This window comes from Roseivivax isoporae LMG 25204 (assembly GCF_000521865.1).
Classification (GTDB): Bacteria; Pseudomonadota; Alphaproteobacteria; order Rhodobacterales; family Rhodobacteraceae; genus Roseivivax; species Roseivivax isoporae.
In genome coordinates this window covers 17,172-43,340 of sequence record NZ_JAME01000018.1, presented here as the reverse complement: position 1 = coordinate 43,340, position 26,169 = coordinate 17,172, and the positions used below count along the sequence as shown (strand labels likewise).

Annotated in this window: 24 protein-coding genes and 1 tRNA gene; 18 read left to right on the top strand and 7 right to left on the bottom strand. The window is 70.4% G+C overall.

All coding sequences use genetic code 11. The annotated features are described in order from the left end of the window. Window positions 1–127: 127 nt before the first annotated feature. Complete coding sequence (locus tag RISW2_RS12620) at window positions 128–1,162, top strand: asparaginase (RefSeq protein WP_051492008.1); 1,035 nt, start codon at window positions 128–130, stop codon at window positions 1,160–1,162. Here the strand turns inward: RISW2_RS12620 and serB are convergent. After that, window positions 1,135–2,004, bottom strand: coding sequence for a phosphoserine phosphatase SerB (gene serB, locus RISW2_RS12615; RefSeq protein ID WP_043771728.1), 870 nt, complete (start codon window positions 2,002–2,004; stop codon window positions 1,135–1,137). The genes RISW2_RS12620 and serB overlap by 28 nt on opposite strands. A 164-nt stretch (window positions 2,005–2,168) precedes the next feature. On the opposite strand from serB, the gene RISW2_RS12610 reads away from it, so the two are divergent. The 7 genes from RISW2_RS12610 (at window position 2,169) to RISW2_RS12580 (ending at window position 11,157) form a co-directional block, all read left to right on the top strand. Then, a complete protein-coding gene (locus RISW2_RS12610; protein ID WP_425277791.1) occupies window positions 2,169–3,353 on the top strand; it encodes a phosphoserine transaminase in 1,185 nt (394 codons plus the stop codon). Between the two features lie 119 nt (window positions 3,354–3,472). Beyond that, window positions 3,473–5,068, top strand: coding sequence for a phosphoglycerate dehydrogenase (gene serA, locus RISW2_RS12605; RefSeq protein ID WP_043771726.1), 1,596 nt, complete (start codon window positions 3,473–3,475; stop codon window positions 5,066–5,068). A 118-nt stretch (window positions 5,069–5,186) separates the two neighbouring features. Further along, window positions 5,187–6,392, top strand: coding sequence for a Zn-dependent hydrolase (locus tag RISW2_RS12600; protein ID WP_043771724.1), 1,206 nt, complete (start codon window positions 5,187–5,189; stop codon window positions 6,390–6,392). A gap of 112 nt (window positions 6,393–6,504) precedes the next feature. After that, complete coding sequence (locus RISW2_RS12595) at window positions 6,505–6,954, top strand: DUF2383 domain-containing protein (RefSeq protein ID WP_043771722.1); 450 nt, start codon at window positions 6,505–6,507, stop codon at window positions 6,952–6,954. Window positions 6,955–7,144: 190 nt separating this feature from the next. Continuing rightward, window positions 7,145–9,121, top strand: coding sequence for an AMP-binding protein (locus tag RISW2_RS12590; RefSeq protein ID WP_084615380.1), 1,977 nt, complete (start codon window positions 7,145–7,147; stop codon window positions 9,119–9,121). A 67-nt stretch (window positions 9,122–9,188) separates the two neighbouring features. Beyond that, a complete protein-coding gene (locus RISW2_RS12585) occupies window positions 9,189–10,001 on the top strand; it encodes an ABC transporter ATP-binding protein (protein WP_043771720.1) in 813 nt (270 codons plus the stop codon). A gap of 202 nt (window positions 10,002–10,203) precedes the next feature. Beyond that, complete coding sequence (locus RISW2_RS12580) at window positions 10,204–11,157, top strand: branched-chain amino acid ABC transporter permease (protein WP_043771718.1); 954 nt, start codon at window positions 10,204–10,206, stop codon at window positions 11,155–11,157. Window positions 11,158–11,212: 55 nt separating this feature from the next. On the opposite strand, the gene RISW2_RS12575 is transcribed toward RISW2_RS12580, so the two are convergent. Beyond that, window positions 11,213–11,404, bottom strand: a complete 192-nt coding sequence (locus RISW2_RS12575) for a hypothetical protein (RefSeq protein ID WP_043771716.1) — start codon at window positions 11,402–11,404, stop codon at window positions 11,213–11,215. A gap of 129 nt (window positions 11,405–11,533) precedes the next feature. On the opposite strand from RISW2_RS12575, the gene RISW2_RS12570 reads away from it, so the two are divergent. The 5 genes from RISW2_RS12570 (at window position 11,534) to RISW2_RS12550 (ending at window position 17,965) form a co-directional block, all read left to right on the top strand. Next, the gene (locus RISW2_RS12570; RefSeq protein ID WP_043771715.1) at window positions 11,534–12,610 is read left to right on the top strand and encodes a branched-chain amino acid ABC transporter permease; all 1,077 of its coding nucleotides are present in this window, start codon (window positions 11,534–11,536) and stop codon (window positions 12,608–12,610) included. Between the two features lie 48 nt (window positions 12,611–12,658). Next, complete coding sequence (locus tag RISW2_RS12565) at window positions 12,659–13,957, top strand: ABC transporter substrate-binding protein (RefSeq protein ID WP_043771713.1); 1,299 nt, start codon at window positions 12,659–12,661, stop codon at window positions 13,955–13,957. Between the two features lie 106 nt (window positions 13,958–14,063). After that, window positions 14,064–14,882 (top strand): ABC transporter ATP-binding protein, encoded by an 819-nt coding sequence (locus RISW2_RS12560; protein WP_043771711.1) that lies wholly within the window; start codon window positions 14,064–14,066, stop codon window positions 14,880–14,882. Window positions 14,883–14,996: 114 nt separating this feature from the next. Continuing rightward, complete coding sequence (locus tag RISW2_RS12555) at window positions 14,997–16,217, top strand: phenylacetate--CoA ligase family protein (RefSeq protein WP_043771709.1); 1,221 nt, start codon at window positions 14,997–14,999, stop codon at window positions 16,215–16,217. Between the two features lie 44 nt (window positions 16,218–16,261). Then, window positions 16,262–17,965, top strand: coding sequence for a peptidoglycan-binding domain-containing protein (locus RISW2_RS12550; RefSeq protein WP_043771707.1), 1,704 nt, complete (start codon window positions 16,262–16,264; stop codon window positions 17,963–17,965). Between the two features lie 10 nt (window positions 17,966–17,975). Here RISW2_RS12550 and tdh read toward each other — a convergent pair whose 3' ends face one another. The 3 genes from tdh to RISW2_RS12535 all read right to left on the bottom strand — a co-directional run bounded on the left by tdh (window position 17,976) and on the right by RISW2_RS12535 (window position 20,875). Beyond that, entirely contained in the window at window positions 17,976–19,001 is a 1,026-nt protein-coding gene (gene tdh / locus RISW2_RS12545) for an L-threonine 3-dehydrogenase (protein WP_043771838.1), read from the bottom strand. 14 nt (window positions 19,002–19,015) lie between these two features. Then, window positions 19,016–20,209 (bottom strand): glycine C-acetyltransferase, encoded by a 1,194-nt coding sequence (locus RISW2_RS12540; RefSeq protein ID WP_043771704.1) that lies wholly within the window; start codon window positions 20,207–20,209, stop codon window positions 19,016–19,018. 84 nt (window positions 20,210–20,293) lie between these two features. Beyond that, window positions 20,294–20,875, bottom strand: a complete 582-nt coding sequence (locus RISW2_RS12535) for a helix-turn-helix domain-containing protein (RefSeq protein ID WP_051492006.1) — start codon at window positions 20,873–20,875, stop codon at window positions 20,294–20,296. Between the two features lie 191 nt (window positions 20,876–21,066). On the opposite strand from RISW2_RS12535, the gene RISW2_RS12530 reads away from it, so the two are divergent. Genes RISW2_RS12530 through RISW2_RS12510 form a run of 5 tightly spaced genes read left to right on the top strand, consistent with a single transcriptional unit; the run spans window position 21,067 to window position 25,746 of the window. Further along, complete coding sequence (locus tag RISW2_RS12530; RefSeq protein WP_211238699.1) at window positions 21,067–21,558, top strand: OsmC family protein; 492 nt, start codon at window positions 21,067–21,069, stop codon at window positions 21,556–21,558. Between the two features lie 52 nt (window positions 21,559–21,610). Then, complete coding sequence (locus tag RISW2_RS12525) at window positions 21,611–22,675, top strand: C4-dicarboxylate TRAP transporter substrate-binding protein (protein ID WP_043771699.1); 1,065 nt, start codon at window positions 21,611–21,613, stop codon at window positions 22,673–22,675. A 47-nt stretch (window positions 22,676–22,722) separates the two neighbouring features. Next, window positions 22,723–23,256: a TRAP transporter small permease subunit gene (locus RISW2_RS12520; protein ID WP_051492005.1), complete on the top strand. Its 534-nt coding sequence runs from the start codon at window positions 22,723–22,725 to the stop codon at window positions 23,254–23,256. Continuing rightward, entirely contained in the window at window positions 23,253–24,623 is a 1,371-nt protein-coding gene (locus RISW2_RS12515; RefSeq protein ID WP_043771696.1) for a TRAP transporter large permease, read from the top strand. The genes RISW2_RS12520 and RISW2_RS12515 overlap by 4 nt, the downstream gene beginning before the upstream one ends. A gap of 43 nt (window positions 24,624–24,666) precedes the next feature. Continuing rightward, window positions 24,667–25,746, top strand: a complete 1,080-nt coding sequence (locus RISW2_RS12510) for a LacI family DNA-binding transcriptional regulator (protein ID WP_051492004.1) — start codon at window positions 24,667–24,669, stop codon at window positions 25,744–25,746. A gap of 66 nt (window positions 25,747–25,812) precedes the next feature. Here RISW2_RS12510 and ykgO read toward each other — a convergent pair whose 3' ends face one another. Beyond that, window positions 25,813–25,938, bottom strand: coding sequence for a type B 50S ribosomal protein L36 (gene ykgO, locus RISW2_RS12505; protein WP_008562923.1), 126 nt, complete (start codon window positions 25,936–25,938; stop codon window positions 25,813–25,815). Between the two features lie 105 nt (window positions 25,939–26,043). Then, a tRNA-Val gene (locus RISW2_RS12500) sits at window positions 26,044–26,118 on the bottom strand. Window positions 26,119–26,169 lie beyond the last annotated feature (51 nt).

The window sequence follows — 26,169 nt, the reverse complement described above, 5'->3', positions numbered from 1 at the left end:
GCGTCCCGTTTCGTGCGCTCTATGCTGCGGAAGCCAAGGGTTTGCAACCGGGCGGGATTTAGCCCGATTTCGCCCGCTGCGAAAACCCCCGTCGGCACGATATCGCCAAACCGTGAGGAAAAGGATCATGTCGACAGCCGCCGTTCCGCTTGTCGAGGTCTGGCGCGGTTCTCTGCTCGAATCCGTGCATTGCGGCCATGTCGCCATCAGTGACGCGCGCGGCGAGGTGGTCGAGGCGTGGGGCGATCCGGACGCGACGATCTTCCCCCGTTCGTCGGCCAAGATGATCCAGGCGCTGCCGCTCGTGGCCTCCGGCGCGGCCGCGAGGGCCGGCCTGTCGGACGCGCAGCTGGCATTGTCCTGCGGCAGCCATCAGGGGGCGCCGGTTCATGTCGACGCCGTGTCGCGCTGGCTCGCGGCGCTGGGCCTGCGCGAGGAGGCGCTGCGCTGCGGACCCGAGGCCAGCCGGGACAAGGCGCTGCGCCTGCAGATGATCCGCGACCAGGAAGCCCCCACGCAGCTGCACAACAACTGCTCGGGCAAGCACGCGGGGTTCCTGACGCTGGCGCGCCATCTCGAGGCCGGGCCCGAATATGTCGACCCGGACCATCCGGTGCAGCGCGCCTGTCTCGAGGCGTTCGAGACGGTCACCGACCGCACGAGCCCGGGTTTCGGGATCGACGGCTGCTCCGCCCCGAACTGGGCGACGCCGCTCGCCGCACTGGCCCGCGCCATGGCGGTCTTTGCCACCGCGCACACTCGGGACGACGTGCTGTCGCAGGCGGCCGCGCGCCTGACCCGGGCCATGCAGGCCCACCCGGTCGAGGTCGCGGGCGAGGGGCGCGCCTGCACGCTGATGATGCGCGCAGCGCGCGAGCGGCTCTCGCTCAAGACCGGGGCCGAGGGCGTGTTCGCGGCGATCTTGCCGGACCGCGGTCTCGGCATCGCTCTCAAGATCGCGGATGGCGCGACGCGGGCCTCGGAATGCGCGATCGCGGCAATCCTCGTGCGGCTCGGCGTGCTCGATGCGGCGCACCCGGATGTGGCGCGGTTCCTGAACGCGGAGCTGACAAACCGCCGCGGGCTCGCCGTCGGCGACGTCCGTCCGGTGACGGGCCTCGCCGCGTCCGCGTCTCAGTCGCTGAAATCTTCGCGCGCGTAGCCCTGCAGGAACAGGAGCGCCGTCAGGTCGCCGTGGTTCACCCGCAGCGACACCTCGGCCTGCACCGACGGTTTTGCGTGCAGCGCCACGCCCATGCCCGCCCGACCGAGCATTCCGAGATCGTTTGCACCGTCACCCACCGCAAGCACCGCGGTCTCGGGGATGCCGAGCCGCGCGGTGATGTCCTCGAGCGCCGCCACCTTTGCCGCGCGTCCCAAGATCGGCCGCGCCACCTCGCCCGTGAGCGTGCCGTCGCGGGCGATGAGCGTGTTGGCGCGGTGCTCGTCGAAGCCCAGCAGCGCCGCGATCCGAGTGGTGAAGGCGGTGAAGCCGCCCGATACCAGCGCGGCATGCGCGCCATGCGCCCGCATGGTCGCAACCAGCGTCCGCCCGCCCGGCATCGGCGTGATGCGCGTCTCGAGCACACGGCCGATGACCGATTCGGGCAGGCCCTTCAGCAGCGCGACCCGTTCGGTCAGCGCGCCCTCGAAGTCGAGCTCGCCGTTCATGGCCCGCGCGGTGATCGCACGCACGCGGTCGCCGACGCCCGCCTCCTCGGCCAGCTCGTCGATGCATTCCTGCCGGATCATTGTGGAATCCATGTCCGCGAGCAGCATCCGCTTGCGCCGGTCGCCCGCCGGCTGGATGGCGAGGTCGGTCGCCTGTCCCTGCAGGTCGCGCCAGACCGCGTCCGCGTTCGACGGCACCTCGGGCATGTCGAACTCCGCGGCCTCGTCCGGCGACAGCCACCGCGCCGCACCGCCGCCCCACGCATCGCGCAGCGCGTGGACGAGGGCGGGGTCGAGGGCGCCCGGCCGGGCGATCAGCGTGGCTGTGAACATGGATCGTGTTTCCGATAGAGGTCGCTGCCGGTCATGGTCGCGGCGTTCGGGGGTCCCCTAGCGACATTTTCGTGCTTGTGGAACCTCCTCCCGGGCCGTAAATCCGGCGGCGGGACACCCCTCCCCAACGAGGGGCGACTATCTGGAAGGTTAGAGACATGACGATGCCCAACGCGGCGCGCACGGATGCGCGCCAGTCCGACGACGTGCGCAAGCCCGATGCACGTCCCGGCAACCCCCGCTTCTCCTCCGGCCCCTGCGCCAAGATTCCCGGCTTCCGCCTCGACATGCTCGAGGGCGCCCCGCTCGGGCGGTCGCACCGTGCCGCGCTCGGCAAGGACAAGCTGAAGGCCGCGATCGACGGCACCCGCGAGATCCTTGGCGTTCCGGACGAGCACCGGATCGGGATCGTGCCGGCGTCGGACACCGGCGCGGTCGAGATGGCGATGTGGTCGCTTCTCGGCGCGCGCAAGGCCACCATGGTCGCGTGGGAAAGCTTCGGCGCGGGCTGGGTCACCGACGCGGTCAAGCAGCTCAAGCTCGACGCCGAGGTGGTGGAAGCCGCCTATGGCCAGCTCCCGGACATGGCCGCGCTCGACTGGAACACCGACGTTGTCTTCACCTGGAACGGCACGACCTCGGGCGTGCGGATGCCCGATGGCGCGGCGATCCCGGCGGACCGCGAGGGCCTGACGATCTGCGATGCCACCTCGGCCGCCTTCGCGCAGGACCTGCCCTGGGACAAGCTCGACGTGGTCACCTTCTCCTGGCAGAAGGTGCTGGGCGGCGAGGCGGCGCACGGCATGCTGATCCTGAGCCCCCGCGCCGTGGAGCGCCTCGAAAGCTACACGCCTGCATGGCCCCTGCCGAAGATCTTCCGCCTGACCAAGGGCGGCAAGCTGAACGAGGGCATCTTCCGCGGCGAGACGATCAACACGCCGTCGATGCTGGCGGTCGAGGATTACCTCGTGGCACTGGACTGGGCGCGGTCGGTGGGCGGTCTCGAGGGCCTGATGGCCCGCGCCGATGCCAATGCGCGCACCGTGTGGGAGTTCTGCGAGACGCGCGACTGGATCGCCAACCTCGCCGAGGTGCCGGCGACGCGGTCGAACACCTCGGTCTGCCTCAAGTTCACCGATCCGCGCATCGCGGACGGCGCGGCCTTTGCCAAGGCGGTCGCGAAGCGGCTCGAGGCAGAGGGCGTGGCGCTCGACGTGGGCGCCTACCGCGACGCGCCCGCGGGCCTGCGCATCTGGTGCGGCGGCACGGTCGAGACCGCGGACGTGGCGGCGCTGATGCCCTGGATCGAGTGGGCGTTCCACGCCGAGCTCGCCGCGCAGGCCGCCTGATCCCCCGGTGATCCCCGCGGGGTCCGGCAGCGCCCGGCCCCCGCGTCGCTCCCTTCCCACGGACATCACGGCGGGCAGTCGCCGCCGCAACCCGTACGTTCCGAAAAGGATTTCCCGACATGGCCCCTAAGGTTCTCATTTCCGACAAGCTGTCCGACGCCGCCGTGCAGATCTTCCGCGACCGAGGCATCGAGGTCGATTTCAAGCCCGACCTCGGGAAGGACAAGGACAAGCTTGCCGAGGTGATCGGCGAATATGACGGCCTCGCCATCCGGTCGGCCACCAAGGTGACGCCGAAGATTCTCGAGGCCGCGACCAACCTCAAGGTGATCGGCCGCGCGGGCATCGGCGTCGACAACATCGACAGGGAAGAGGCGTCGAAGCGCGGCATCATCGTGATGAACACGCCTTTCGGCAACATGATCACCACCGCCGAGCATGCCATCGCCATGATGTTCGCCGTGGCCCGCCAGATCCCCCAGGCGAGCGCGTCGACCCATGCCGGAAAGTGGGAGAAGTCCCGCTTCATGGGCGTGGAACTGACCGGCAAGACGCTGGGCGTGATCGGCGCGGGCAATATCGGCGGCATCGTCTGCGACCGTGCCCGCGGCCTCAAGATGAAGGTCGTGGCCTACGATCCCTATCTGAGCCAGGACAAGGCCGAGAAGATGGGTGTCGAGAAGGTCGAGCTCGAGGACCTTCTCGCGCGCGCCGACTTCATCACGCTGCACGTGCCGCTGACCGACCAGACCCGCAACATCCTGTCGGCCGAGAACCTCGCCAAGACCAAGAAGGGCGTGCGCATCATCAACTGCGCGCGCGGCGGGCTCGTTGACGAGGCGGCGCTGGCGGAGATGCTGAAATCCGGCCACGTGGCCGGCGCGGCCTTCGACGTCTTCGCGGTCGAGCCCGCGACGGAGAACCCGCTCTTCGGCCTGCCGAACGTGGTCTGCACGCCGCATCTGGGCGCCGCGACGACCGAGGCGCAGGAGAACGTGGCGCTGCAGGTGGCCGAGCAGATGGCGAACTACCTGCTGACCGGCGCTGTCGAGAACGCGCTCAACATGCCGTCCGTGACCGCCGAGGAGGCCAAGGTCATGGGGCCGTGGATCAAGCTGTCCGATCATCTCGGCAGCTTCATCGGCCAGATGACGGACGAGCCGGTCAAGGCGATCAACATCCTCTACGACGGCTCGGTGTCCGAGATGAACCTCGCCGCGCTCAACTGCTCGGTCGTCGCGGGCATCATGAAGCGCGCGAATCCCGACGTGAACATGGTCTCGGCCCCGGTGATCGCGAAGGAGCGCGGCATCCGCATCTCGACCACCAACCAGGCGCAGTCGGGCGCGTTCGAGGGCTACATCAAGGTCACCGTGGTCACCGACCAGCGCGAACGCTCCATCGCCGGGACGGTGTTCTCGGACGGCAAGCCGCGCTTCATCCAGATCAAGGGCATCAACATCGATGCCGAGATCGGGCGCCACATGCTCTACACCACGAACGAGGACGTGCCGGGCATCATCGGCACGCTCGGCCAGACCATGGGGTCGAACGGGGTGAATATCGCGAACTTCACCCTCGGCCGGAAGGTCGCCAAGGGCGAGGCGATCGCGCTTCTCTACGTGGACGCGCCGGTGCCCGACGACGTGATCGGCAAGCTCGTGGCGACGGGCATGTTCCAGCAGGTCCGTCCGCTGACCTTCGACGTCGCCTGACCGCTCGCGTGCCCCGGGGCCGATTTGCCCCGGGGCACGCGCACCTGGCGGCCCGCGGTTTGACCTCGGGCCTGCCATGCGCGAGCCTTGGGCGAACCCGTTCAAGGAGCCCGCGCCGATGATCCCCGTCAATCCCGACCGTTTCCTGCAGGACCTGCACGCCTTGCGCGCCATCGGCGCAAGCGGCGTCGGCAAGGGCGTGGTGCGCCCGGCCTTTTCCGAGGCCGACATCGCCGCCCGCGACTGGCTGGCGGGCCGTATGGCGGAGGCGGGGCTCGAGCCCCATTTCGATCCGGTCGGGTCGCTCTTCGGGCTCTCCCCGGGGGCGGAGCGCTCGCTGCTCCTCGGCTCGCACAGCGACAGCCAGCCCGAAGGCGGCTGGCTCGACGGGGCCCTCGGGGTCATTGCCGCGCTCGAGGTCGCGCGTGCCGCGCAGGAGGCGGGCGGCCCGCCTGTGTCGGTCGTCAGCTTCGAGGACGAGGAGGGACGCTTCGGCGTCACCACCGGCAGCGCGATCTGGTCGGGGCATCTGCCCCTCGCGGAGGCGGACGGGCTGACCGATCCTGCGGGTGTGACCTTTGCCGACGCGCGCGCGGCGCTCGGCGACCGGCGCGGCGACTTCGTCGATCCGGCACGGTTCACGGGCTTCCTCGAGATGCATATCGAGCAGGGTCCGACGCTCGACACCGCGGGCGAGGCGCTGGGCGTGGTCGAGGCGATCGTCGGCATCCGCGACATGACGATCACCTTCGCCGGCCAGCAGAACCACGCGGGCACGACGCCCATGGCGCTCCGCCGCGACGCCTTTCAGGCGCTTTCCGCCTTCAACCTCGCGCTGGCCGAGCGGTTCGCGAACGTGGTGACGCCGGCGACGGTCTGGACCATCGGCCATGTGAGCCTGCATCCCAACGCGCATTCCATCGTTCCGGGGCGGGCGAGCTTTTCCATGCAGTGGCGCGACGGCGATGCCGACCGGCTACGGCGGATGGAGGAGATCATCCGCGACATCGCGGCCGAGATCTGCGCCGCGCGCGGCATGACCTGCGAGTTCGGCCCGATGCTGGGTCTCGAGCCCGTGGCGATGGACGAGGGCCTGCGCGCGGCGCTCGCCCGTGCAGCAGAGGCGGAGGCGCCGGGCCGCTGGCGGCACATGCCGTCGGGGGCGCTGCACGACGCCACCAATGCCGCGCGACTCATGCCGGCCGCCATGCTGTTCGTCCCCTCGATCGGCGGGATCAGCCACGATTTCGCCGAGGACACCGCAGAGGCGGACCTGGTGAGCGGCCTGCGCACGCTCGCCCGCGCGGTCGCGGATCTCGACTGAGCCGCCGCCCGCGCCTTGCGCGATCTTCCGCCCGCGCCGGGTGGGGGGCGGGAACGCGCCGCAGGGGCCCGCGTTCGTCCTCGCATCTCGCATGGCTAGAAGGAAAAGGACCATGACGGATACGACCCACACCACGCCCGCCGCGGGCGTCCAGATCGACGCCGTGCAGGACCTGCTGTCGCGCATCGTCGACGCGCGCGCGGGCTTCGACACGATGGTGGAGCGCGCCGAACCCGAGTTCCGCGCCGTCGCTTTGAAATTCCGCGAGACCCACCACCAGCACGCGGAGCGCACGGCAGCGATCATCACCGCGCTGGGCGGAGAGGCCGACACCAGCGGCAGCCTGATGTCCACCGTCAACCGGACCGTCGTGTCGCTGCGCGCGCTCTTCGACGAGATCGACGAGGACGTCATGGACAATGTCCGCGACGGCGAGCGCCACGTGATCGAGGCCTTCGACGAGGCCATCGCGTCCATGGGCAACGACCGCTACCGCGAGGAGCTCGTGGCCATGCGCGGCGAGCTCGACACGCTCCTGCTGGAGACCGCGCACCTCGACTGACGGTTGCGCGACGCGGGCGGCCCCGGGACGCGGGGCCGCCTTTTTTCGCGTCCGCGAGGAAGATGTTGACCGATCTGCCGCGGACTGCACAAATATGCCCTCATAAGACGACACGACCGAAGCACACGGCACGACAGGTTCCGGGAGGAGGCGCCGACACAGGCGTCCGGGACCACAGGGAGGAAACGCTTTGGCGACGCAGATCCCGGGCGGGGAAAATCCCCGCTCGATCCCGGACCTCTTGGTGCGGAATGCCGCGCGGTTCGCCGCGAGACCGGCATACCGCGAAAAGGAATTCGGGATCTGGCAGAGCTGGACTTGGGCAGACGCCGCGCGCGAGGTCGAGGCGCTGGCCCTGGGTCTGCTTGGTCTCGGGATCGCCCGCGGCGATTTCGTCGCCATCGTCGGCCGCAACCGTCCCGCCCTCTACTGGTCGATGATGGCCGTGCAGTCGATGGGTGCGGTGCCGGTTCCGCTCTACCAGGACGCGGTCGGCGAGGAGATGGCCTACGTCCTCGATCATTGCGGCGCGAAGGTGGTGATCGCCGGCGACCAGGAGCAGGTCGACAAGATCCTCGAGATTCGCGACCGCCTGCCGGGGCTGCGCGAGGTCGTCTACCTCGACGCGCGCGGCATGCGGAAATACGATCACGCGCACCTCACGCCTCTGGCGGACCTGCAGGAGGCGGGACGCGCGGCCGGAGAGGACGCGCGCCGGGAGCTTGCGGCGCGGCGCGGCGCGCTCGGCCACGACGACACCTGCGTGATGCTCTACACCTCGGGCACGACCGGCAAGCCCAAGGGGGTGGTCCTCTCCAACCGGAACATCCTCGAGACCGCGCGGGCGTCATCGGAGTTCGACGGCCTGCGCGAGACCGACGAGGTGCTGGCCTACCTGCCGATGGCATGGGTGGGCGATTTCATCTTCTCGATCGGGCAGGCCTGCTGGACGGGGTTCTGCGTGAACTGTCCCGAGAGCCCCGACACCATGATGACGGATCTGCGCGAGATCGCGCCGACCTACTATTTCGCGCCGCCGCGCGTCTTCGAGACGGCGCTGACGCAGATCACCATCCGGATGGAGGATGCGGGCGCGCTGAAGCGTCGGCTGTTCCGGCACTTCATGGACCATGCCCGGCGCGTCGGTCCCGCGATCCTCGACGGCCGGCCCGTGGGCCTTGCCGACCGCCTGCGCTACCGGCTGGGCGAGGCGCTGATCTACGGGCCGTTGAAGAACGCGCTCGGCTTCTCGCGCATCCGCGTGGGCTATACCGCGGGCGAGGCCATCGGGCCCGAGATCTTCGAGTTCTACCGGGCGCTCGGGATCAACCTGAAACAGCTCTACGGCCAGACCGAGGCGTCGGTCTTCATCACCCAGCAGCCCGACGGCGAGGTGCGGTCGGACACGGTGGGCGTGCCCTCGCCCGGCGTCGAGCTGCGCATCGCGGAGAGCGGCGAGGTGTTCTACCGCTCGCCCGGCGTCTTCGTGGAATATTACAAGAACGCCGAGGCGACGCGCGATACCAAGGACGCCGAGGGCTGGGTCGCCACCGGCGATGCGGGCTTCGTCGAGGAGGAGAGCGGGCACCTGCGCATCATCGACCGCGCCAAGGACGTGGGCCGGATGGCCGACGGCGCGCTCTTCGCGCCGAAATACGTCGAGAACAAGCTGAAGTTCTACCCGAGCATCCTCGAGGCGGTGGTGTTCGGCGCGGGCCGCGCGCGCTGCTGCGCCTTCATCAACATCGACCTGACCGCGGTGGGCAACTGGGCGGAACGGTCGGGCATCGCCTACTCGTCCTACCAGGAGCTGGCCGGCCATCCGCGCGTGCTCGAGATGATCCGCGGCCACGTGGAGGAGGTGAATGCCGGCGTCGCGGAGGACGAGATGCTGTCGGGCTGCCAGGTGCACCGCTTCCTCGTGCTGCACAAGGAGCTCGACGCCGATGACGGCGAGCTCACCCGCACGCGCAAGGTCCGCCGCAAGATCATCGCGGAGAAATACGCGGACCTCGTCGAGGCGCTCTATTCCGGGGCGGTCGAGGTGTCGACCGAGACCGAGGTGACCTACGAGGACGGGCGCAAGGGGCGCATCCGGGCGACGCTGGCGCTTTGCGACGCGGCGGTGCGACCCGTGGCGGCCCCGGTGCGGGAGGCCGCGGAATGACGACGGGCGCCGCTCGCGCTGGCGCGCATCGCCCCGCCCGCCGTCCCGTCGGGACCGGGAGACGCGGATGAAGGACAGCTCGGGACATCCCGCCGCGGGCGGTCGCCGGGTCGGCGGGGTGCTGATGGAGATGCGCAACATCACGCTGCGGTTCGGCGGGGTGGTGGCGATCAACGACATCTCGTTCGACATCCGGGAAGGCGAGATCCGCGCGATCATCGGGCCGAACGGGGCGGGCAAGTCGTCGATGCTGAACATCGTGTCGGGCTTCTACGTGCCGAGCGAGGGGCAGGTCCTCTACAGGGGGCGGGAGCGGCCGCCGATGAAGCCCTACGAGGTGGCGCGGACCGGCGTCGCGCGGACCTTCCAGAACATCGCGCTCTTCGAGGGGATGACGGTGCTCGACAACGTCATGACAGGGCGGCTCACCCACATGACGGCCGGCATCGCGGCGCAGGCGCTGTGGTGGGGACGCGCCCGGGCGGAGGAGATGGCGCACCGGGAGGCCGTCGAGAAGATCATCGATTTCATGGAGATACAGTCGATCCGCAAGACCCCCGTCGGGCGTCTGCCCTATGGGCTGAAGAAGCGGGTGGAACTGGCGCGGGCGCTTGCGGCGGAGCCGTCCCTCCTGCTGCTCGACGAGCCCATGGCGGGCATGAACGTGGAGGAGAAGGAGGACATGAGCCGCTTCATCCTCGACGTGAACGACGAGTTCGGCACCACGATCTGCCTGATCGAGCACGACATGGGCGTGGTCATGGACCTGAGCGACCGGGTCGTGGTGATGGATTACGGCCGCAAGATCGGGGACGGCACGCCCGACGAGGTGCGCCGGAACCAGGACGTGATCGACGCCTATCTGGGGGTCCCGCATTGACCCGCGGTGCGCGCGCACGGGCTGGCATGCGTATGGCTCCGGCATGGCCCCGGTCTGGCGCCGGGCCGGGCCCCGCGCGGTGCGGACGCCCCGGCGCGCGGCCGAGGCCCCCGGGTGCGGGGCCGTGGATATTTGAGCCAAGAAGAAGCCCGGAAGGCGGCGCGCGCCGCGGGATGCGCGGCGTCTGGGCGAGGGAGGAGCGATGCTCTACGACTTCACGGTGAAGCCCTTCGCCGACATGGCGGCGGCGCCGGATTTCCTGCTGCAGGTGCTGTGGGAGGGGCTCGTCTCGGGCATTCTCTACGCGCTGATCGCGCTCGGCTTCGTGCTGATCTTCCGGTCCTCGCGCATCTTCAACTTCGCGCAGGGCATCATGGTGGTCTTCGCCGCGCTGACGCTCGTGGGCCTGCACGCCATGGGGCTGCCGGCCTGGATCGCGGTGGCCGCGACCCTCGGGGTGATGTTCGTCCTCGCCGTCGCGGTCGAGCGGGTGGTGCTGCGGCCGCTGGTGGGGCAGCCCGACATCATCCTGTTCATGGCGACGATCGGGATCACGCTGTTCCTGATCGGGCTCGGCGAGATCATCTTCGGCGGCGAGAACAAGGTCATGATCTCGGAGGAGCTGGGCATCCCCACCGGCGACTTCGTCTTCGAGCCGTGGGGCGGTCTCCTGATCCTGCAGCAGCTCGACGTGACGGTGGTGATCGTGGCGGCGCTCCTGGTGGCGGCGCTCCTCGCGTTCCTGACCTTCACCCGCATGGGCCGGGCGATCCGGGCGCTGGGCGACGACCACCAGGCGGCGCTGTCGGTGGGCATCTCGCTGCAGACGATCTGGGTGCTCGTCTGGTTCATCGCGGGCATCATCGCGCTGGTGACCGGCATCGCCTGGGGCGCCCGGGCGGGCGTGTCCTTCGCGCTCGAGGTGATCGCCTACAAGGCGCTGCCGGTGCTGATGCTGGGCGGGCTCGAGAGCATCACCGGCGCCATCGTGGGCGGGCTGATGATCGGCATGCTGGAGAAGCTCTTCGAGATCTACTGGGGGCAGCCGCTGCTCGGCGGCAACACCGAGACATGGTTCGCCTTCGTGCTGGCGCTGGTCGTGCTGCTGTTCCGGCCGCAGGGCCTGTTCGGCGAGCGGATCATCGAGCGGGTATGAGGACCCAAGGGGCGGGCGCCGCGACGGCCAGGCGCGCGGACGGGACGGCCGGCGGTCAGGTCCGCCGGTTCGGCCACCACATGGCGCGCATCACCGCGATCGCGGGCGTGGTCCAGAAATCCAGCACCTCGCGCACGGAATGGTACGAGCCGGGTCTGTGGGTCCGCGGGACGTCGCGGTCGAAGCCGATGTCGGCCTCGGCATCGGCGATGAGGCGGCGGACGCTGGAATCGAATTCGTCATACATGGCTTTGCCTCTTGGCACTGGACCTGAAACAATCTTGCGCGCGTCTGATGAAAATCAAATAAATATTACGCCGGCACGCGGAGAGTCGCAAGCGTGGCGCGCGGTGCGGACAGGCTGAGGAGGACGGCGATGCTCTACCGGACGGCGGGACAGTTCAAGACGAGCTACGCGGCGGACCAGGCACTGTTCCCGGTGCGGCAGGACGCGATCCTGCTGGGCCTCGTGCTGGTCCTGGCCTGGGTGGTCCTGCCGCTGACGGCGAGCGAGTTCGCGTTCCAGACCATGCTGATCCCGGTGCTGATCTACGCCCTCGCGGCGCTCGGGCTCAACGTGCTGACGGGCTATGCGGGGCAGCTGTCGCTCGGCACCGGCGCGTTCATGGGGGTGGGCGCCTATGCCTGCTACAAGCTCGTGACGCTCTTTCCCTGGCTGAACCCGGTGGTGGCGATCCTGATGTCGGGCGCCTTCAGCGCCGGGGTGGGCGTCGCCTTCGGCATCCCCTCCCTGCGCATCAAGGGCTTCTACCTCGCCATCGCGACGCTCGCGGCGCAGTTCTTCCTAGTGTGGCTTTTCGAGAAATGGGCCTGGCTCTACAACTCGAATGCCTCGGGCGCGATCCAGGTCCCGAACCTCGAGATGTTCGGGCTGTGGGTCGCGGGGCCGCAGGCCGCGTCGGTGACGCAGTACTACCTGGTGCTCGGCGTCGTGACGCTGATGACGGTGCTCTGCATCAACCTGACGCGCGGCACGCTCGGGCGGACGTGGAAGGCCACGCGCGACATGGACATCGCGGCCGAGCTCATCGGCATCAACCTCATGCGCTCGAAGCTCACCGCCTTCGCCATCTCGTCCTACATCGTGGGGGTCGCGGGGGCGCTCTACGTGTTCATGTGGAAGGGGGCGGCGGAACCCAACGTCTTCGACATCCCGCTGAGCTTCCAGGTGCTGTTCATCGCCATCATCGGCGGGCTCGGGTCGATCCTCGGCAACTATCTGGGCGCGATCCTGATCGTGGGCCTGCCGGTGGCGCTGAACCTCGTGCCGGGCGCGCTCGGGCTGCCGATCAGCTCGGCCATGGTCGAGCACCTCAACATCATGATCGTGGGGGCGCTGATCCTCTTCTTCCTCATCATCGAGCCGCACGGCCTCGCGCGGCTCTGGGCCCTCATCCGCGAGAAGCTGATCGTCTGGCCGTTTCCCTATTGAGGGCGGCGCTGCGGTCGGAACGACAACCAAGACAGGGAGGACAACGACATGCGACACTGGAAGACATGGGCAGCCGCCGCGGGCGTGGCGCTGGTCGCGGGTTCCGCGGCGGCGCAGGAGCTCTACGCGCCGAACCTCGCCTACCGCACGGGGCCCTTCGCGGCGACCGGCATCCCGCTGATGAACGGGCAGGCGGACTATTTCACCATGCTGAACGAGCGCGACGGCGGCATCGGCGGCATCCGCGTGAACTTCGACGAATGCGAGACCGGCTATTCCACCGAGAAGGGGGTGGAGTGCTACGAGAAGACCAAGGCCAAGGCGATCGTCACCCAGCCCTGGTCCACCGGCATCACGCTGCAGGTGCTGCCGAAGTCGAACGTGGACGAGATCCCGATCCTCGCGCCCGGCTACGGCTTCTCGCCCATGGCGGACGGCAGGGTGTTCCAGTGGGCGTTCAACACGCCCTCGTCCTACTGGGACGGCGCGTCGATGATCCTGCAATATCTCGAGCAGGAGGGCGGCAGCCTCGAGGGCAAGAAGATCGCGTTCCTGCATCTCGACCACCCGTTCGGCAAGGAGCCGCTGCCCTTCCTCGAGGCGAAGGCGGAGGAGATCGGCTTCTCGCTGGTGCCGATCCCGGTCGGGCTGAAGGAGATGCAGAACCAGTCGGCGCAGTGGCTGCAGATCCGCCGCGAGCGCCCGGACTACGTGGTCATGTGGGGCTGGGGCGCGATGAACGCGGGCGCCATCACCGAGGCGGTCAAGACGCGCTTTCCCATGGAGAACTTCGTGGGCGTCTGGTGGGCCAGCCATGACGCGGATCTCCGGCTCGTGGGCGCGGACGGCGCGGGCTACAAGGCGATCTCGTGGTCCTACCCCGTGCTCGACGCTCCGGTCATGCAGGACATCCGCACCCACGTGGTGGAGGCGGGGCTGAGCCAGACCAGCGAGGAGGAGATGCAGGGCGTGTTCTACTCGCGCGGGGTGGTCATCTCGATGATCCTGGCCGAGGGCATCCGCGCGGCGCAGGCGGAGTTCGGCCATGCGGAGATCACGCCGTCGGAGCTGCGCTGGGGGCTCGAGAACCTGAACGTCACCGAGGCGCGGCTGGCCGAGCTCGGCATGACCGGGATGGTGCCGCCGTTCGCGACCTCTTGCGCGGACCATACCGGGCATTCGGGCGGCTGGATGCTGGAATGGGACGGCGAGAAGTTCGTTAAGGCCTCGGAGCTCCTGAAGCCCGAGAGCGCGCTCGTCTCGGAGCTCGAGGCGCGCGAGGCGCAGGCCTATGCGGAGGCGAACGCGCCCTGGCCGGTCAACGAGACCTGCAGCGTGGGCGGCTGAGGCGCCGCCCCGGCGGCGGTCGAGCGGCCGCCGCCGGACATGGATATTTCTGCCAAGAAGAAGCCGCAAGGGGCGGCGCGACGCGGGAGCCTGGGAGGCACGGGACATGGCGGAGACGGCGGGAGAGACGCTGCTCGAGGTCAACAACATCGAGGTGATCTACAACCACGTGATCCTCGTGCTGAAGGGCGTGTCGCTGAAGGTGGCGCGCGGCGGGATCACGGCGCTGCTCGGCGGGAACGGCGCGGGCAAGACGACGACGCTGAAGGCGATCTCGAACCTGCTGCAGTCCGAGCGCGGCGAGGTCACCAAGGGGACGATCCTCTACGAGGGCGAGCGGGTGCAGCATCTCGACCCGGCGGCGCTGGTGCGGCGCGGGGTGATCCAGGTCATGGAGGGGCGGCACTGCTTCGCGCACCTGACCGTGGAAGAGAACCTCCGGACCGGGGCCTACACGCGGCGCGACGGGCGCACGGCGATCGAGGCCGATCTCGAGATGGTCTACGGCTACTTTCCGCGGCTCAAGGAGCGGCGGCGCAGCCAGGCGGGCTACACCTCGGGGGGCGAGCAGCAGATGTGCGCGATCGGGCGGGCGCTCATGTCGCGGCCGAAGACGGTGCTGCTGGACGAGCCGTCCATGGGGCTCGCGCCGCAGCTCGTCGAGCAGATCTTCGAGATCGTGCGGGCGGTCAACGAGAACGAGGGGGTGTCGTTCCTGCTGGCCGAGCAGAACACCAACGTGGCGCTGCGCTATGCCCACCAGGGCTACATCCTCGAATCGGGACGCGTGGTGATGGAGGGCAGCGCGGCCGCGCTGCGCGAGAACGACGACGTGAAGGAGTTCTACCTCGGCATGTCCGAGGAGGGGCGGCGCTCGTTCCGCGACGTGCGCTCCTACCGGCGGCGCAAGCGCTGGCTGAGCTGAGGCGCGCCGCGCCGGGGTTCTGTCGGCGCGGTTATCTGATAGCGTGCCCCCCGGGACGGCCGGTCATGGCATGACCGGTCGGAGGCGGCCAGTGTCGCGACGGAGGAGCACCCCATGAGCAGCTATTTCGACAGGCTCGAGACCCGCAGCGCGGAGGACCGCGCCGCCTGGCTCGCCGAGGCGCTGCCGGCGCAGGTGGCGCGGGCGCAGGCGCTGCCGGGCTATGCCGGCTCGCTGGACGCGATCGACGCGCGGCGGATCGAGGACCGCGCGGCCCTTTCCGGCCTGCCGGTGCTGCGCAAGGCCGCGCTCGGGACGGCGCAGGCGGCCGAGCGCCCCTTCGGCGGCTTCGCGACGCGGCCCGCGGCGCAGTTCGCCCATGTCTTCCAGTCGCCGGGGCCGCTCTACGAGCCGGGCGGGGCGGAGCCCGACTGGTGGCGCATGGGGCGGTTCCTGAACGCCTGCGGGATCGGGCCGGGGGACATCGTGCAGAACTGCTTCGGCTACCACCTGACGCCCGCGGGCACGATCTTCGAATCGGGCGCGCGGGCGGTGGGCGCGGCGGTGCTGCCGGCGGGGACCGGGCAGACAGAGCTGCAGGTGCGCGCGGCGCACGACCTCGGCATCACCGCCTGGGCGGGCACGCCCGACTACCTGAAGGTCATCCTCGAGAAGGCCGACGAGATGGAGGTGCCGCTCGGGATCACCCGGGCGGCGGTCTCGGGCGGCGCGCTGTTCCCGGCGCTGCGGCAGTACTACGCCGATCGCGGCATCGCCTGCCTGCAATGCTACGCCACTGCCGATCTGGGGCTCGTGGCCTACGAGAGCGACGCCATGGAGGGCATGATCGCCGACGAGCACGTGGTGATCGAGATCGTGACGCCGGGCACCGGCACGCCGGTGCCGGACGGGCAGGTGGGCGAGGTGGTCGTGACGACGCTCAATCCCGACTACCCGCTGGTCCGCTTCGCCACCGGCGACCTTTCGGCGGTGCTGCCGGGGGAGAGCCCGTGCGGGCGCACCAACCTGCGCATCCGCGGCTGGATGGGCCGGGCCGACCAGACCACGAAGATCAAGGGCATGTTCGTGCGTCCCGAGCAGGTGGCGCAGTTCGTGGCACGCCACGCCGAGGTCAGCCGGGCGCGTGTCGTGGCGCTGCGCGAGGGCGATGCCGACGTGATGGTGGTGCGGGTCGAGACCGCCGGGGACGATGCCGGCGTCTACGCGGACAGCGTCGCCGAGGTCCTGAAACTGCGCGGCCGGATCGAGATCGTGCCGCCCGGATCCCTGCCGAACGACGGAATAGTCGTCGAGGACGCACGTAAGTACGAGTGACGCGCCCCCGCACCGGGGCGCGAGAGGTGCAGGAAGGAGACCACATGCTGGGCAGACAGATCGCGGGCGCGGCCCTGGGCGCGCTCCTGGTATTCTCCGCGTCCGGGGCCCGTGCGGCCGGCGACGCGCTGATCGTGGGCAACGGCGAATATTCCGTGCTCGACCGGCTGCGCGGGGCGAACCGCGTGCTGGCCGCGGCCGGGCCGCTCGAGGATGCGGGCTACGACGTGGTGCAGCGGGTCGAGGCGGACGCGGAGGGGATGCGGGAGGCGCTCGCCGCCTTCCTCGACGGGATCGACGCCGACACCGACCGCGTGGCGGTGATCCTGTCGGGGCGGTTCGTGCACCACGACGCCGATGCCTACCTGCTGCCGGTGGGGGCGGACGAGGATGCGGGGCCGGGCGCCACGGTGACGGGGGCGCTGCCGCTCTCGGCGGTCATGGGCGCGCTCGCGGCCCATCCCGGGCGGGCGATCCTCCTCCTCGGCGAGGGGGACGCGGAGGATGCGGCGGGCCCGCTTTTGCGCGCGGGCGCGGGGCCGCTCGCCCCGGCGCAGGGCGTGAGCGTGGTCCGCGGCGCGCCGGCGGAGATCGCCGCGCTGGCGCAGGAGGTTATCGGCGCGGAGGGCCCGGCGCTGGTCGCGGCGGCGTTCGGGCGCGGTCTGACGGTATCGGGCTACGCGCCGCGGGACATGACGTTCCCGGTCGGCACGGAGGCGACGCCCCCGGCCATGCCGCAGGAGCCGGACGCGGACGTGCGGGACGAGGCGACCGGCGCCACCTCGACCGAGCGGGCCACCTGGGAATTCGCGCAGGCGGCGGACACCGAGGCCGGCTACGAGCGCTACCTGTCGTCCTATCCCGACGGCGTCTACGCGACCGAGGCGCGGGCGCGGCTCGGCGCGCTGCGGGACGACGACCCCGAGGCGCAGGCCGAGGCGACCGAGGCGGCGCTGGGCCTAGGGCGCGACGCGCGGCGGGACATCCAGCGCGACCTGACGCTTCTCGGCTTCGACACGCGGGGGGTCGACGGCATCTTCGGCCCCGGCACGCGCGGGGCGGTGGCCGACTGGCAGCGGGAGGAGGGCTTCGAGGCGACCGGGTTCCTCGACGCGGCCCAGGTGGGCCGGCTCGACGGGCAGGCGGCGCGCCGGCAGGCGGATCTCGAGGAAGAGGCGCGGGAGCGGCGTGCGGCGCAGGAGGCGCGCGACCGTGCCTACTGGGAGGAGACCGGGGCGGCGGGCGACGAGGCGGGGCTGCGGGCCTATCTCGAGCGCCATCCCGACGGCGTCTTCGCCGAGGAGGCGCAGGAGGACCTCGACGCGATCCTGGCCGAGCGGCGCGCGGCGGCGGCCGAGCGCGACCGCGCCGACTGGGAACGGGCGCGGGCGGAGGACACGGTCGCGGCCTACCGAGCCTATCTCGAGGCGCGGCCCGAGGGCGCGTTCGCGAGCGAGGCGCGCGCCGCCATCGCCGCCCGCGAGGTGCCCTCGGAGGAGCGGCAGGCGCTTGCGCAGGCCGAGGCACAGGAGGCGTCGCTGAACCTCAACGGAACGGCGCGGCGCCTGGCGGAGGACCGGCTGCGCGCGCTGGGCCTGAAGCCCGGCGAGGTCGACGGAACCTTCGACGACAGCACGCGGCGCGCCATCCGGCGTTACCAGGACGCGCGGTCGCTGCGGGTGACGGGCTATCTCGACCAGGCGACGGTGGTGCGCCTCCTGGCCGATTCGCTCCTCGGGTCGCGCTGAGGGGCGTGCGTTAGTCCCAGTCGAGGACGACCTTGCCGCAGGCGCCGTCCTTCATGGCGGCGAAGCCGTCGAGGTAGTCCTCGGCTTTCATGCGGTGGGTGATGACGCCGCTCACGTCGAGGCCGTTCTCGAGCAGGGCGATCATCTTGTACCAGGTCTCGAAGATCTCGCGGCCGTAGATGCCCTTGATCGTCAGGCCCTTGAAGATGATGCGCGCCCAGTCGGTCGGCGCCTCGCGGGCGGGCACGCCGAGCATGGCGATGCGGCCGCCCATGACGAGGTGCTCGACCATCTGGGCGAAGGCCTGCGGCGCGCCGGACATCTCCATGCCGACGTCGAAGCCCTCGCGCAGGCCGAGGGAGCGGGCGACCTCGCCCAGGTCCTCCTCGGCCACGTTCACGGTGCGCACGTCGGCGACGCTCCGGGCGAGCGCGAGGCGGTCGGGGTTGAGGTCGGTGATGACCACTTGGCGCGCGCCCACGTGCCGGGCGACAGCGGCGGCCATGATGCCGATCGGGCCCGCTCCGGTGACGAGCACGTCCTCGCCCACGAGGTCGAAGGACAGCGCGGTGTGCACGGCGTTCCCGAGCGGGTCGAGGATCGCGCCGATCTCGTCGGGGATGTCGTCGGGCAGGGGGATCACGTTGAAGGCCGGCAGGCGCAGGTAGTCGGCGAAGGCGCCCTGTTCGTTCACGCCGATGCCGCGGGTGTCGGGATCGAGGTGGAAGCGGCCCGAGCGGGAGGCGCGGGAGCGGTTCTTGACCAGGTGGCCCTCGCCCGAGACGCGCTGGCCGATCGACAGCCCCTCGACGTCGCGGCCGAGCGCCACGATCTCGCCGGCGAATTCGTGGCCGGTGACGAGGGGGACGGGCACCGTCCTGGCCGCCCATTCGTCCCACGCGTAGATGTGCAGGTCGGTGCCGCAGAGGCCGGTCTTGCGGACGCGGATCAGCACGTCGTCGGGGCCGATTTCCGGCACGGGCCGCGTCTCGAGCCAGAGGCCGGGCTCGGGGCGCGCCTTGACCAGCGCGCGCATCTCGTTCGTCAGGGTCATGCGATCACTCCAAGGTCGCGGCCGGTGTCGGCGAAGGCGTCGCGGGCGCGGTCGAGCTGGTCGTCGGTCAGCGCCGCGTTCATCTGGGTGCGGATGCGGGCCTGCCCCTTGGGCACGACCGGGTAGAAGAAGCCCGAGACGAAGACGCCGCGCCGGGCGAGACCCGTGGCCATCTCCTGCGCGAGGCGTGCCTCGCCCAGCATGACGGGCACGATCGGATGCTCGCCCGGAAGCAGCTCGAAGCCCAGGCCCTCGAGGTCGCGGCGCCAGCGCGCCGCATTGTCGAAGAGCCGGGTGCGCAGGGCGTCGCCCTCGGTCACGATGCGCAGCGCCTCGAGCCCCGCGGCGCAGACCATGGGCGGCAGCGCGTTCGAGAAGAGGTAGGGCCGCGAGCGCTGGCGCAGGAGGTCGATCACCGGCTGCGGACCGGCAGTGTAGCCGCCGATCGCGCCGCCGAGCGCCTTGCCGAGCGTCCCGGTCAGGATGTCGATGCCGTCCGCCGCGCCGCAATGGGCGGGCGTGCCGCGGCCGCCCGCGCCCATGAAGCCGGTGGCGTGGCAATCGTCGACCATGACCAGCGCGTCGTGGGCGCGGGCGAGCGCCGCGATCTCGGCCAGGGGCGCGATGGTGCCGTCCATGGAAAAGACGCCGTCGGTGGCGATCATCACGTGCCGTGCACCGTCGGCGCGGGCCTGTTTCAGCTGGGCCTCGAGCGCGTCCATGTCGCAATTGGCGTAGCGGTAGCGCCGCGCCTTGCAGAGCCGGATGCCGTCGATGATCGAGGCATGGTTGAGCGCGTCCGAGACGATCGCGTCCTCGGGCCCGAGGAGCGGCTCGAAGAGACCGCCATTGGCATCGAAGCAGGCCGCGTAGAGGATCGCGTCGTCGGTGCCGAGGAAGTCCGCGAGCGCACGTTCGAGCTGCCGGTGCAGCGCGTGCGTGCCGCAGATGAAGCGCACGCTGGCCATGCCGTAGCCGTCGGCGTCGAGCGCGGCGCGGGCGGCAGCCACGAGCCGCGGATCGTCGGCGAGGCCGAGATAGTTGTTGGCGCAGAGGTTCACGAAGGCCGCGTCGCCCACGGTGACCTCGGCGCGCTGGGGCGAGGTGATCTCGCGCTCGCGCTTGGTCATGCCGTCGGCCTCGATGCGGGCGAGTTCGTCCTCGAGATGGGTCCTGAACGTCGTGAGCATGGGTCACCTCCTGAACCGCAGATAGCGCGGCCCGGAAGATGTGTCAATATCCCGGAAAAAATCCGCTTTAGCGGATTGTGCCGGTCACCCTTCGAACCGCACGATGAGCAGGATGCGCGCGGGCGTCTCGCCGGCGGCGATGGCGTGGGCCACGTCGGCGGGATAGAGCGCGGTGTCCCCGGGCCCAAGGTCGCGCCCCTCGCCGTCGGCGGTGACCCGGACCGCGCCGTCGAGCGCGATGACCTGCTCGCGGCAGCCGCGGCGGTGCGGGGCGCTGTCCATGCGCGCGCCGGCCTCGAGGCGGATTTCGTAGACCTCGTGCGCATCGACCTGTTCGGGGGGCGAGAGGATGCGCAGCGTGCAGCCGGTCCCGTAATTCTCGATCACCGGGGCCTCGCCCGCCGCGATGACGCGGATCGCCGGGCGGGCCGGCACGGCTTCGTCCACCAGCGCGGCGAACTCGATCTCGAGCGCGCGCGTGAGGTTGAGGAGCGTGGCAACCGTGGGCGAGGACGCGCCGCGTTCGATCTGCGAGAGCATGGAGCGGGACACGCCCGAGAGCCGCGCGAGGTCTGCGAGGGTCAGGCCGCGTTCCTGCCGCAGCGCCTGCAGGCGCCGGCCGAGCCGGGCGTTCACGGCGCTGGGTTTGTGGTCGGCGTCGGGCATCCCGGGCAGGTCCTGCTGGAGCGTCGGTCGACGCCATGGTGGCCGTGCCGCGCGGCGGGGGCAAGCAGGTCGCCCCGAGGCGCGGCCATGTCCGTTCTGGATATCTTCGGCTTTGACACAAACGCCCCCTCCGCCTCTCCTGATCCGCATGAACAAACGTTTGCGCAAGTGCGCGAAAGGGAGGACGGATGATGGCGGACAACAGGCTTTTCGAGGTGGTGTTCGAGTCCGAGGGCGTCTGCGTGGGCAAGCTGCGCAACGAGGTGACGAACACGGCGCACGCGCCGTTCCAGGTGACGCGGATGCTGCCCACCGACGAGGGTCCTTTCCAGGGCGGCGACGACACCTCGCCCACGCCGCTCGAATTCTTCCTGACGGGGCTCGTCGGCTGCCTGATGACGCAGATCCGCGTCTTCGCCAAGCGCGGCCGGATCGACGTGCGCGCGCTGACCGTGAATTGCCGCGCGCACTGGGAAGCCGTGTCCGATCCCGAGGTGCCGTACGCGGCGCGACCGGTCGGGTTCGCCATCGACATCGCGCTCGAGAGCGACGCGCCCGAGGAGAGGGTGCGGGCGCTGGTGGACGGCGCGCGGCGGGGCTGCTTCGTGGAGGCGACGCTCGCCCAGCCCAACGACATCACGCACACCCTGCGCCTGAACGCGGGGGATCCCGTCGCGATCTGACGGACCGACGGCCGTCCCGGCCGGGGCGGCCCAGCATCAAGGGAGGACGACCATGACCAGACCCATCACGCTTGCCGCGAGCCTCTTGGCTTCCGCCGCGTTTGCCCTGCCGGCCACGGCGCAGGAGACGATCGACGTCACCATCGTGTCGGGCTTCTCGCCGTCGGTGGCGGTGGTGAAGCTGCTGCAGGAAAGCTTCATGCCCGGCGTCGACGCGCGCCTGGCCGAGACCGGCGCCTACGAGATCGCGTGGCGCGAGGCGTTCTCGGGCACGCTCGCAAAGCCCGCGGGCGAGCTCGAGGCGATCCAGACGGGACTCGCCGACATGGGCGTGATCCCGACCGCGTTCCATGCGGACAAGCTGCCGGTCTACCAGATCGGCTATGTCACGCCGTTCACCACGACGGACCTCGTGCTGATCCACGAGGTGGTCGACGGGCTGGTCGAGAAATACCCGGCCTTCGACGAGACGTGGGACGCGCTGAACCAGGTGTCGCTGTCGGTAAGCGGCATTCCCGACAATTACATCCTCTGCTCTGCCCGGCCGATCGAGTCGATGGCCGACATCGACGGGCTGAAGGTCGCCGGCGCGGGGCCGAACCTGCGCTGGATCGAGCCTGCGGGCGCGACCGGGGTGACCGGAACGCTCGGCAACTTCTACCAGCTGGTCGAGACCGGGGTCGCGGACGCCATGATGGTCTGGGGCGAGGCGGTGGTGTCGCTCAAGATGTACGAGGTGTGCGGGCACTACTTCAACGCCGAGCTCGGCGGGGTGAACAGCTACGTCATCAACGTGAACCGGCAAGCCTGGGACAGCTATCCCGCGCCGGTCCAGGAGGCCATGGTCGCCGCGGCGCAGGAGTTCGGCGTCGACCTCGGCACCTTCGCGGCCGAGCTCGGGACGCAGGCGCGGGAGACCGTGCTCGAGAACGGCGGAACGGTGGTCGAGATCGATCCGGAAGAGCGCGAGGCCTGGGCCGAGACGCTGCCGAACCTCGCCCAGGAATGGGCCGAGGCGCTGGAGGCGCGAGGCGTGCCGGCGCAGCAGATCCTCGCCGACTACATGCAGGCCATGCGCGAGGCGGAACAGCCCATCGCGCGCCAGTGGGACCAGTGAGCGCGGGGCGCGACGGCGGTGGCGGCGGGGGGGATGCCCCCCGCCCGGTGCCGCCCGACCTTGCCGTGCCGGAGCCCACGCCGGGACTGACGCCGCTCACGACGGCGATGAATACCGCGGGGGCGCTCATCGTGCTGGCCATGGTGGTGGTCGTGAACGTCGACGTGTTCGGCCGCTGGCTGGCCAACGCGCCGCTCGCGGGGACGCTGGAGCTGACCGAGATGGGGGTCGTCGCGGTGGTCTACCTGACGATCGCGCACGCGGTCGCGGGCAGGCGGCTGACGCGGTCGGACGCGCTGCTCGGCCTTCTCGAGCGGGGCGGGCGGCGGCGCGCGACGTCGGGACTGCGGCTCTTCTTCAACCTCGCGGGCGTCTTCGTCTTCGCGGTCATCGCGTGGGGGCAGGTGCCGCGGGTCATCGACGCGTGGACGCGCGGCTACTTCAAGGGGAACGTCGGGATCTTCACCGCGCCCACCTGGCCGCTCGAGGCGGTCATGCTGGTCGGAAGCGTCGCGGCGGGCCTGCAATTCCTCGTGCTGGCCGTGCGGCGGCTGCGCGAGCTCGGGGGGACGGCGCCATGACCGGGCTCGAGATCGGATTCCTGTCGGTCGGCGTGATCGTCGCCTTGATCTACGCGGGGATGCACGTGGCCGTGGCGCTGAGCCTCGTGTCCTTCGCGTCGGTCTGGCTGCAGAACGGCGACCCGTGGCTCGCGGCCAAGCTGCTGACGCTCGCCGCGTCGGACGGGGTGGCGGACCAGACCTTCGCGGTCATCCCGCTCTTCGTGATGATGGGGCTCATCATGTCGGCGTCGGATGTGGGGCGCGACGCCTACGACGTGGGGGACCATTTCCTGCGGCGCATCCGCGGCGGGCTGGGGCTTGCCACCGTCAGTTCCAACGCGGTCTTCGCGGCGGTCACCGGCGTGTCGATCGCCTCGGCCGCGGTGTTCACGCGCGTGGCGGTGCCCGAGATGCTGCGCCTCGGCTATTCGCCGCGCTTCGCGGTGGGCACCGTGGCGGGGTCGTCGGTGCTGGGCATGCTGATCCCGCCCTCGATCCTGCTGATCATCTACGCGATCCTGACGGAGCAATCGATCGGGCAGATGTTCTTTGCCGGCATCGGGCCGGGGATCATCCTGTCCGCGGTCTATTGCGGGGGCATCGTGGCGATGGCCTACCTCGTGCCCGCCTTCGTGTTCGACCAGACCGGGCGGTTCGCGACACCCGACGGCGTCGCCGTCGCGGGCGGCGGGCCGGTCGGGGTCGACCTGCCGCCGTCGCGGCGGAGCGGGCGCGAGATCGTGGCGAAGTCCGCGCCGATCGTGGGCCTGATCGGGATCGTCCTCGGTGGCATCTACGGCGGCATCTTCACGCCCACCGAGGCAGGCGCGGTCGGCACGCTGGCGGCGCTGCTCCTGGCGGTCGTGCGGCGCAAGCTGTCGCTCGGCGCGTTCTGGGGCGTGCTGAAGGAAACCGGGCACCTGACGGCGGCGGTCTGCTTCCTCGTCATCGCGGCGACCATGTACACGCGGTCGCTGGGGCTGGCCGGGGTGCCGATCGAGATCGGGGCGATGGTGCAGACGGCGACCGAGAGCTTCCTCGTCGTGATCCTCGTCTACGTGCTGGTGATCCTGTTCCTCGGGACGATCATCGACAGCGTGTCGATCATCCTGATCATGGTGCCGCTGTTCCTGCCGGTGATGCAGGGCTTCGGGGCAGATCCGATCTGGTTCGGCATCATCACGGTGATCGCCGTCGAGGTGGGACTTTTGACGCCGCCGCTCGGCATGGCGTGCTTCGTCATCAAGGGGTGCCTCCAGGACGAGCGGATCACGCTGGGCGACGTGTTCATGGGAGCGGCGCCGTTCGCGCTCATGATGATTTTCGTGCTCGCCCTGCTGACAGCCTGGCCGGACCTCGTCTACATTGACCGCTGGTTCGGGTGACAGGACGCACCCCGCAAGACAGGCAGGCCGGGACCCGCCGGGCATGAGCGAGCACGACACCCCAGACACGCGCCCGGCGCCCCGCGCCGGGGCCGCCCCGCGGGTGAAGATCGTCGACGTGGCCGAGGCGGCGGGCGTTCATCCCTCGACGGTGTCGCGCGTCCTGCGCGCGGCGCCCGACCGGCGGGTGTCGCCGGCGGTGGCCGACCGCATCCGGGCCACCGCCGACCGCCTGGGCTACCGGCCCGACGCCATCGCCGCGAGCCTGCGCACGCGGTCGACGCGGTCGATCGGCGTGATCGTCCACGACATCACCGACCCGGTCTATCCGCCGATCCTGCGGGGCATCGAATCGCGGCTGCTCGACGCGGGCTTCATGACGGTGACGGGAAATACCGGCTACGATCCGGCGGCCGAGGCGGCGATGTTCGAGCAGATGTCGTCGCGCATGGTCGACGGGGTGATTCTGGGCACGACGCGGCTCGACGACCCGGTGGTGGCGCGCGCGGCGGCGGCGGCGATCCCGCTCGTGTCGGTGCTGCGGCGCGATGCGGCGGGCGCCTGCAGCGCGGTGGTGAACGATTGCGCGGCCGGGATGCGCGCGCTCGTCGATGTCATCGTGGCGCAGGGGCACCGGGACATCGCGGCGATCGCGGCGCCGCAGGGATTGTCCACGGCGCGCGAGCGTCTGGAGAGCCTCAGGGCGAGCCTTGCCGCGCATGGGTGCGACCTGCCGGAGGACCGGATGGCCTTCGTGACGCGGATGGACGTGGCGGAGGGGCGGCGCGCGGCGCTGGAGCTTCTCGACCGACGAACCGCCGCCCCCGGGGTCATCGTCGCGGTGAACGACCTGGTGGCGGTCGGAGCGCTGCAGGCCTGCCGGGCGCGGGGGCTGTCCTGCCCCGCGGACATCTCGGTGACGGGCTACAACGACATTCCGCTCGTCGACATGATCGATCCGCCGCTGACGACGGTCACCATGGACCTGCTCGAGATCGGGGCGCGAAGCGCCGAGTTGCTGCTCGAGCAGCTGGTCGCGCCGGGCATCGCGCCGCGGATCGTGCGGATCGCGCCGGCGCTCAGGGTGCGCGGATCGCTCGGGCCCGCGCCGGTGCGGCACTGAGCGAGACCCACACGCGGAAAGGCCGCCCGAAGGCGGCCGCACATCCCACGCAGACGTCGGTCTGGATCAGCCCTGGCGGGCCTTGAACCGGCGCTGGGTCTTGTTGATGACGTAGACGCGGCCCTTGCGACGCACCACGCGGCAATCGCGGTGGCGGTTCTTGAGCGAGCGGAGCGAATTCTTGACCTTCATCGGGTCTCTCCTCATGGCGCGGCGCGCGAGCCTTTCAGCAGGCCGCGCCCTGGGTGTGTTTCCGGGCGCCCCGGGGCCCAGGACGGCCCGACGGAGCGGTGAAGATGGTGGGCGGTACTGGGATCGAACCAGTGACCCCTACGATGTCAACGTAGTGCTCTACCGCTGAGCTAACCGCCCGTTATTCCCCGCGCTTCCGGCCCCGTCTGCACCCCAGAAAGAAATGGGGCG

What these genes read in the sequence shown, in the direction of transcription:
- RISW2_RS12530 (WP_211238699.1), top strand. Translation starts at nt 21,067, where the DNA reads ATGGCGGACAACAGGCTTTTCGAGGTGGTGTTCGAGTCCGAGGGCGTC.
- RISW2_RS12540 (WP_043771704.1), bottom strand. Translation starts at nt 20,209, where the DNA reads ATGCTCACGACGTTCAGGACCCATCTCGAGGACGAACTCGCCCGCATC.
- tdh (WP_043771838.1), bottom strand. Translation starts at nt 19,001, where the DNA reads ATGCGCGCGCTGGTCAAGGCGCGCCCCGAGCCCGGCCTCTGGCTCGAG.
- RISW2_RS12600 (WP_043771724.1), top strand. Translation starts at nt 5,187, where the DNA reads ATGATCCCCGTCAATCCCGACCGTTTCCTGCAGGACCTGCACGCCTTG.
- RISW2_RS12575 (WP_043771716.1), bottom strand. Translation starts at nt 11,404, where the DNA reads ATGTATGACGAATTCGATTCCAGCGTCCGCCGCCTCATCGCCGATGCC.
- RISW2_RS12550 (WP_043771707.1), top strand. Translation starts at nt 16,262, where the DNA reads ATGCTGGGCAGACAGATCGCGGGCGCGGCCCTGGGCGCGCTCCTGGTA.
- RISW2_RS12585 (WP_043771720.1), top strand. Translation starts at nt 9,189, where the DNA reads ATGAAGGACAGCTCGGGACATCCCGCCGCGGGCGGTCGCCGGGTCGGC.
- RISW2_RS12620 (WP_051492008.1), top strand. Translation starts at nt 128, where the DNA reads ATGTCGACAGCCGCCGTTCCGCTTGTCGAGGTCTGGCGCGGTTCTCTG.
- RISW2_RS12610 (WP_425277791.1), top strand. Translation starts at nt 2,169, where the DNA reads ATGCCCAACGCGGCGCGCACGGATGCGCGCCAGTCCGACGACGTGCGC.
- RISW2_RS12580 (WP_043771718.1), top strand. Translation starts at nt 10,204, where the DNA reads ATGCTCTACGACTTCACGGTGAAGCCCTTCGCCGACATGGCGGCGGCG.
- serA (WP_043771726.1), top strand. Translation starts at nt 3,473, where the DNA reads ATGGCCCCTAAGGTTCTCATTTCCGACAAGCTGTCCGACGCCGCCGTG.
- RISW2_RS12570 (WP_043771715.1), top strand. Translation starts at nt 11,534, where the DNA reads ATGCTCTACCGGACGGCGGGACAGTTCAAGACGAGCTACGCGGCGGAC.
- RISW2_RS12555 (WP_043771709.1), top strand. Translation starts at nt 14,997, where the DNA reads ATGAGCAGCTATTTCGACAGGCTCGAGACCCGCAGCGCGGAGGACCGC.
- ykgO (WP_008562923.1), bottom strand. Translation starts at nt 25,938, where the DNA reads ATGAAGGTCAAGAATTCGCTCCGCTCGCTCAAGAACCGCCACCGCGAT.
- RISW2_RS12515 (WP_043771696.1), top strand. Translation starts at nt 23,253, where the DNA reads ATGACCGGGCTCGAGATCGGATTCCTGTCGGTCGGCGTGATCGTCGCC.
- RISW2_RS12560 (WP_043771711.1), top strand. Translation starts at nt 14,064, where the DNA reads ATGGCGGAGACGGCGGGAGAGACGCTGCTCGAGGTCAACAACATCGAG.
- RISW2_RS12595 (WP_043771722.1), top strand. Translation starts at nt 6,505, where the DNA reads ATGACGGATACGACCCACACCACGCCCGCCGCGGGCGTCCAGATCGAC.
- RISW2_RS12525 (WP_043771699.1), top strand. Translation starts at nt 21,611, where the DNA reads ATGACCAGACCCATCACGCTTGCCGCGAGCCTCTTGGCTTCCGCCGCG.
- RISW2_RS12535 (WP_051492006.1), bottom strand. Translation starts at nt 20,875, where the DNA reads ATGCCCGACGCCGACCACAAACCCAGCGCCGTGAACGCCCGGCTCGGC.
- RISW2_RS12510 (WP_051492004.1), top strand. Translation starts at nt 24,667, where the DNA reads ATGAGCGAGCACGACACCCCAGACACGCGCCCGGCGCCCCGCGCCGGG.
- RISW2_RS12565 (WP_043771713.1), top strand. Translation starts at nt 12,659, where the DNA reads ATGCGACACTGGAAGACATGGGCAGCCGCCGCGGGCGTGGCGCTGGTC.
- serB (WP_043771728.1), bottom strand. Translation starts at nt 2,004, where the DNA reads ATGTTCACAGCCACGCTGATCGCCCGGCCGGGCGCCCTCGACCCCGCC.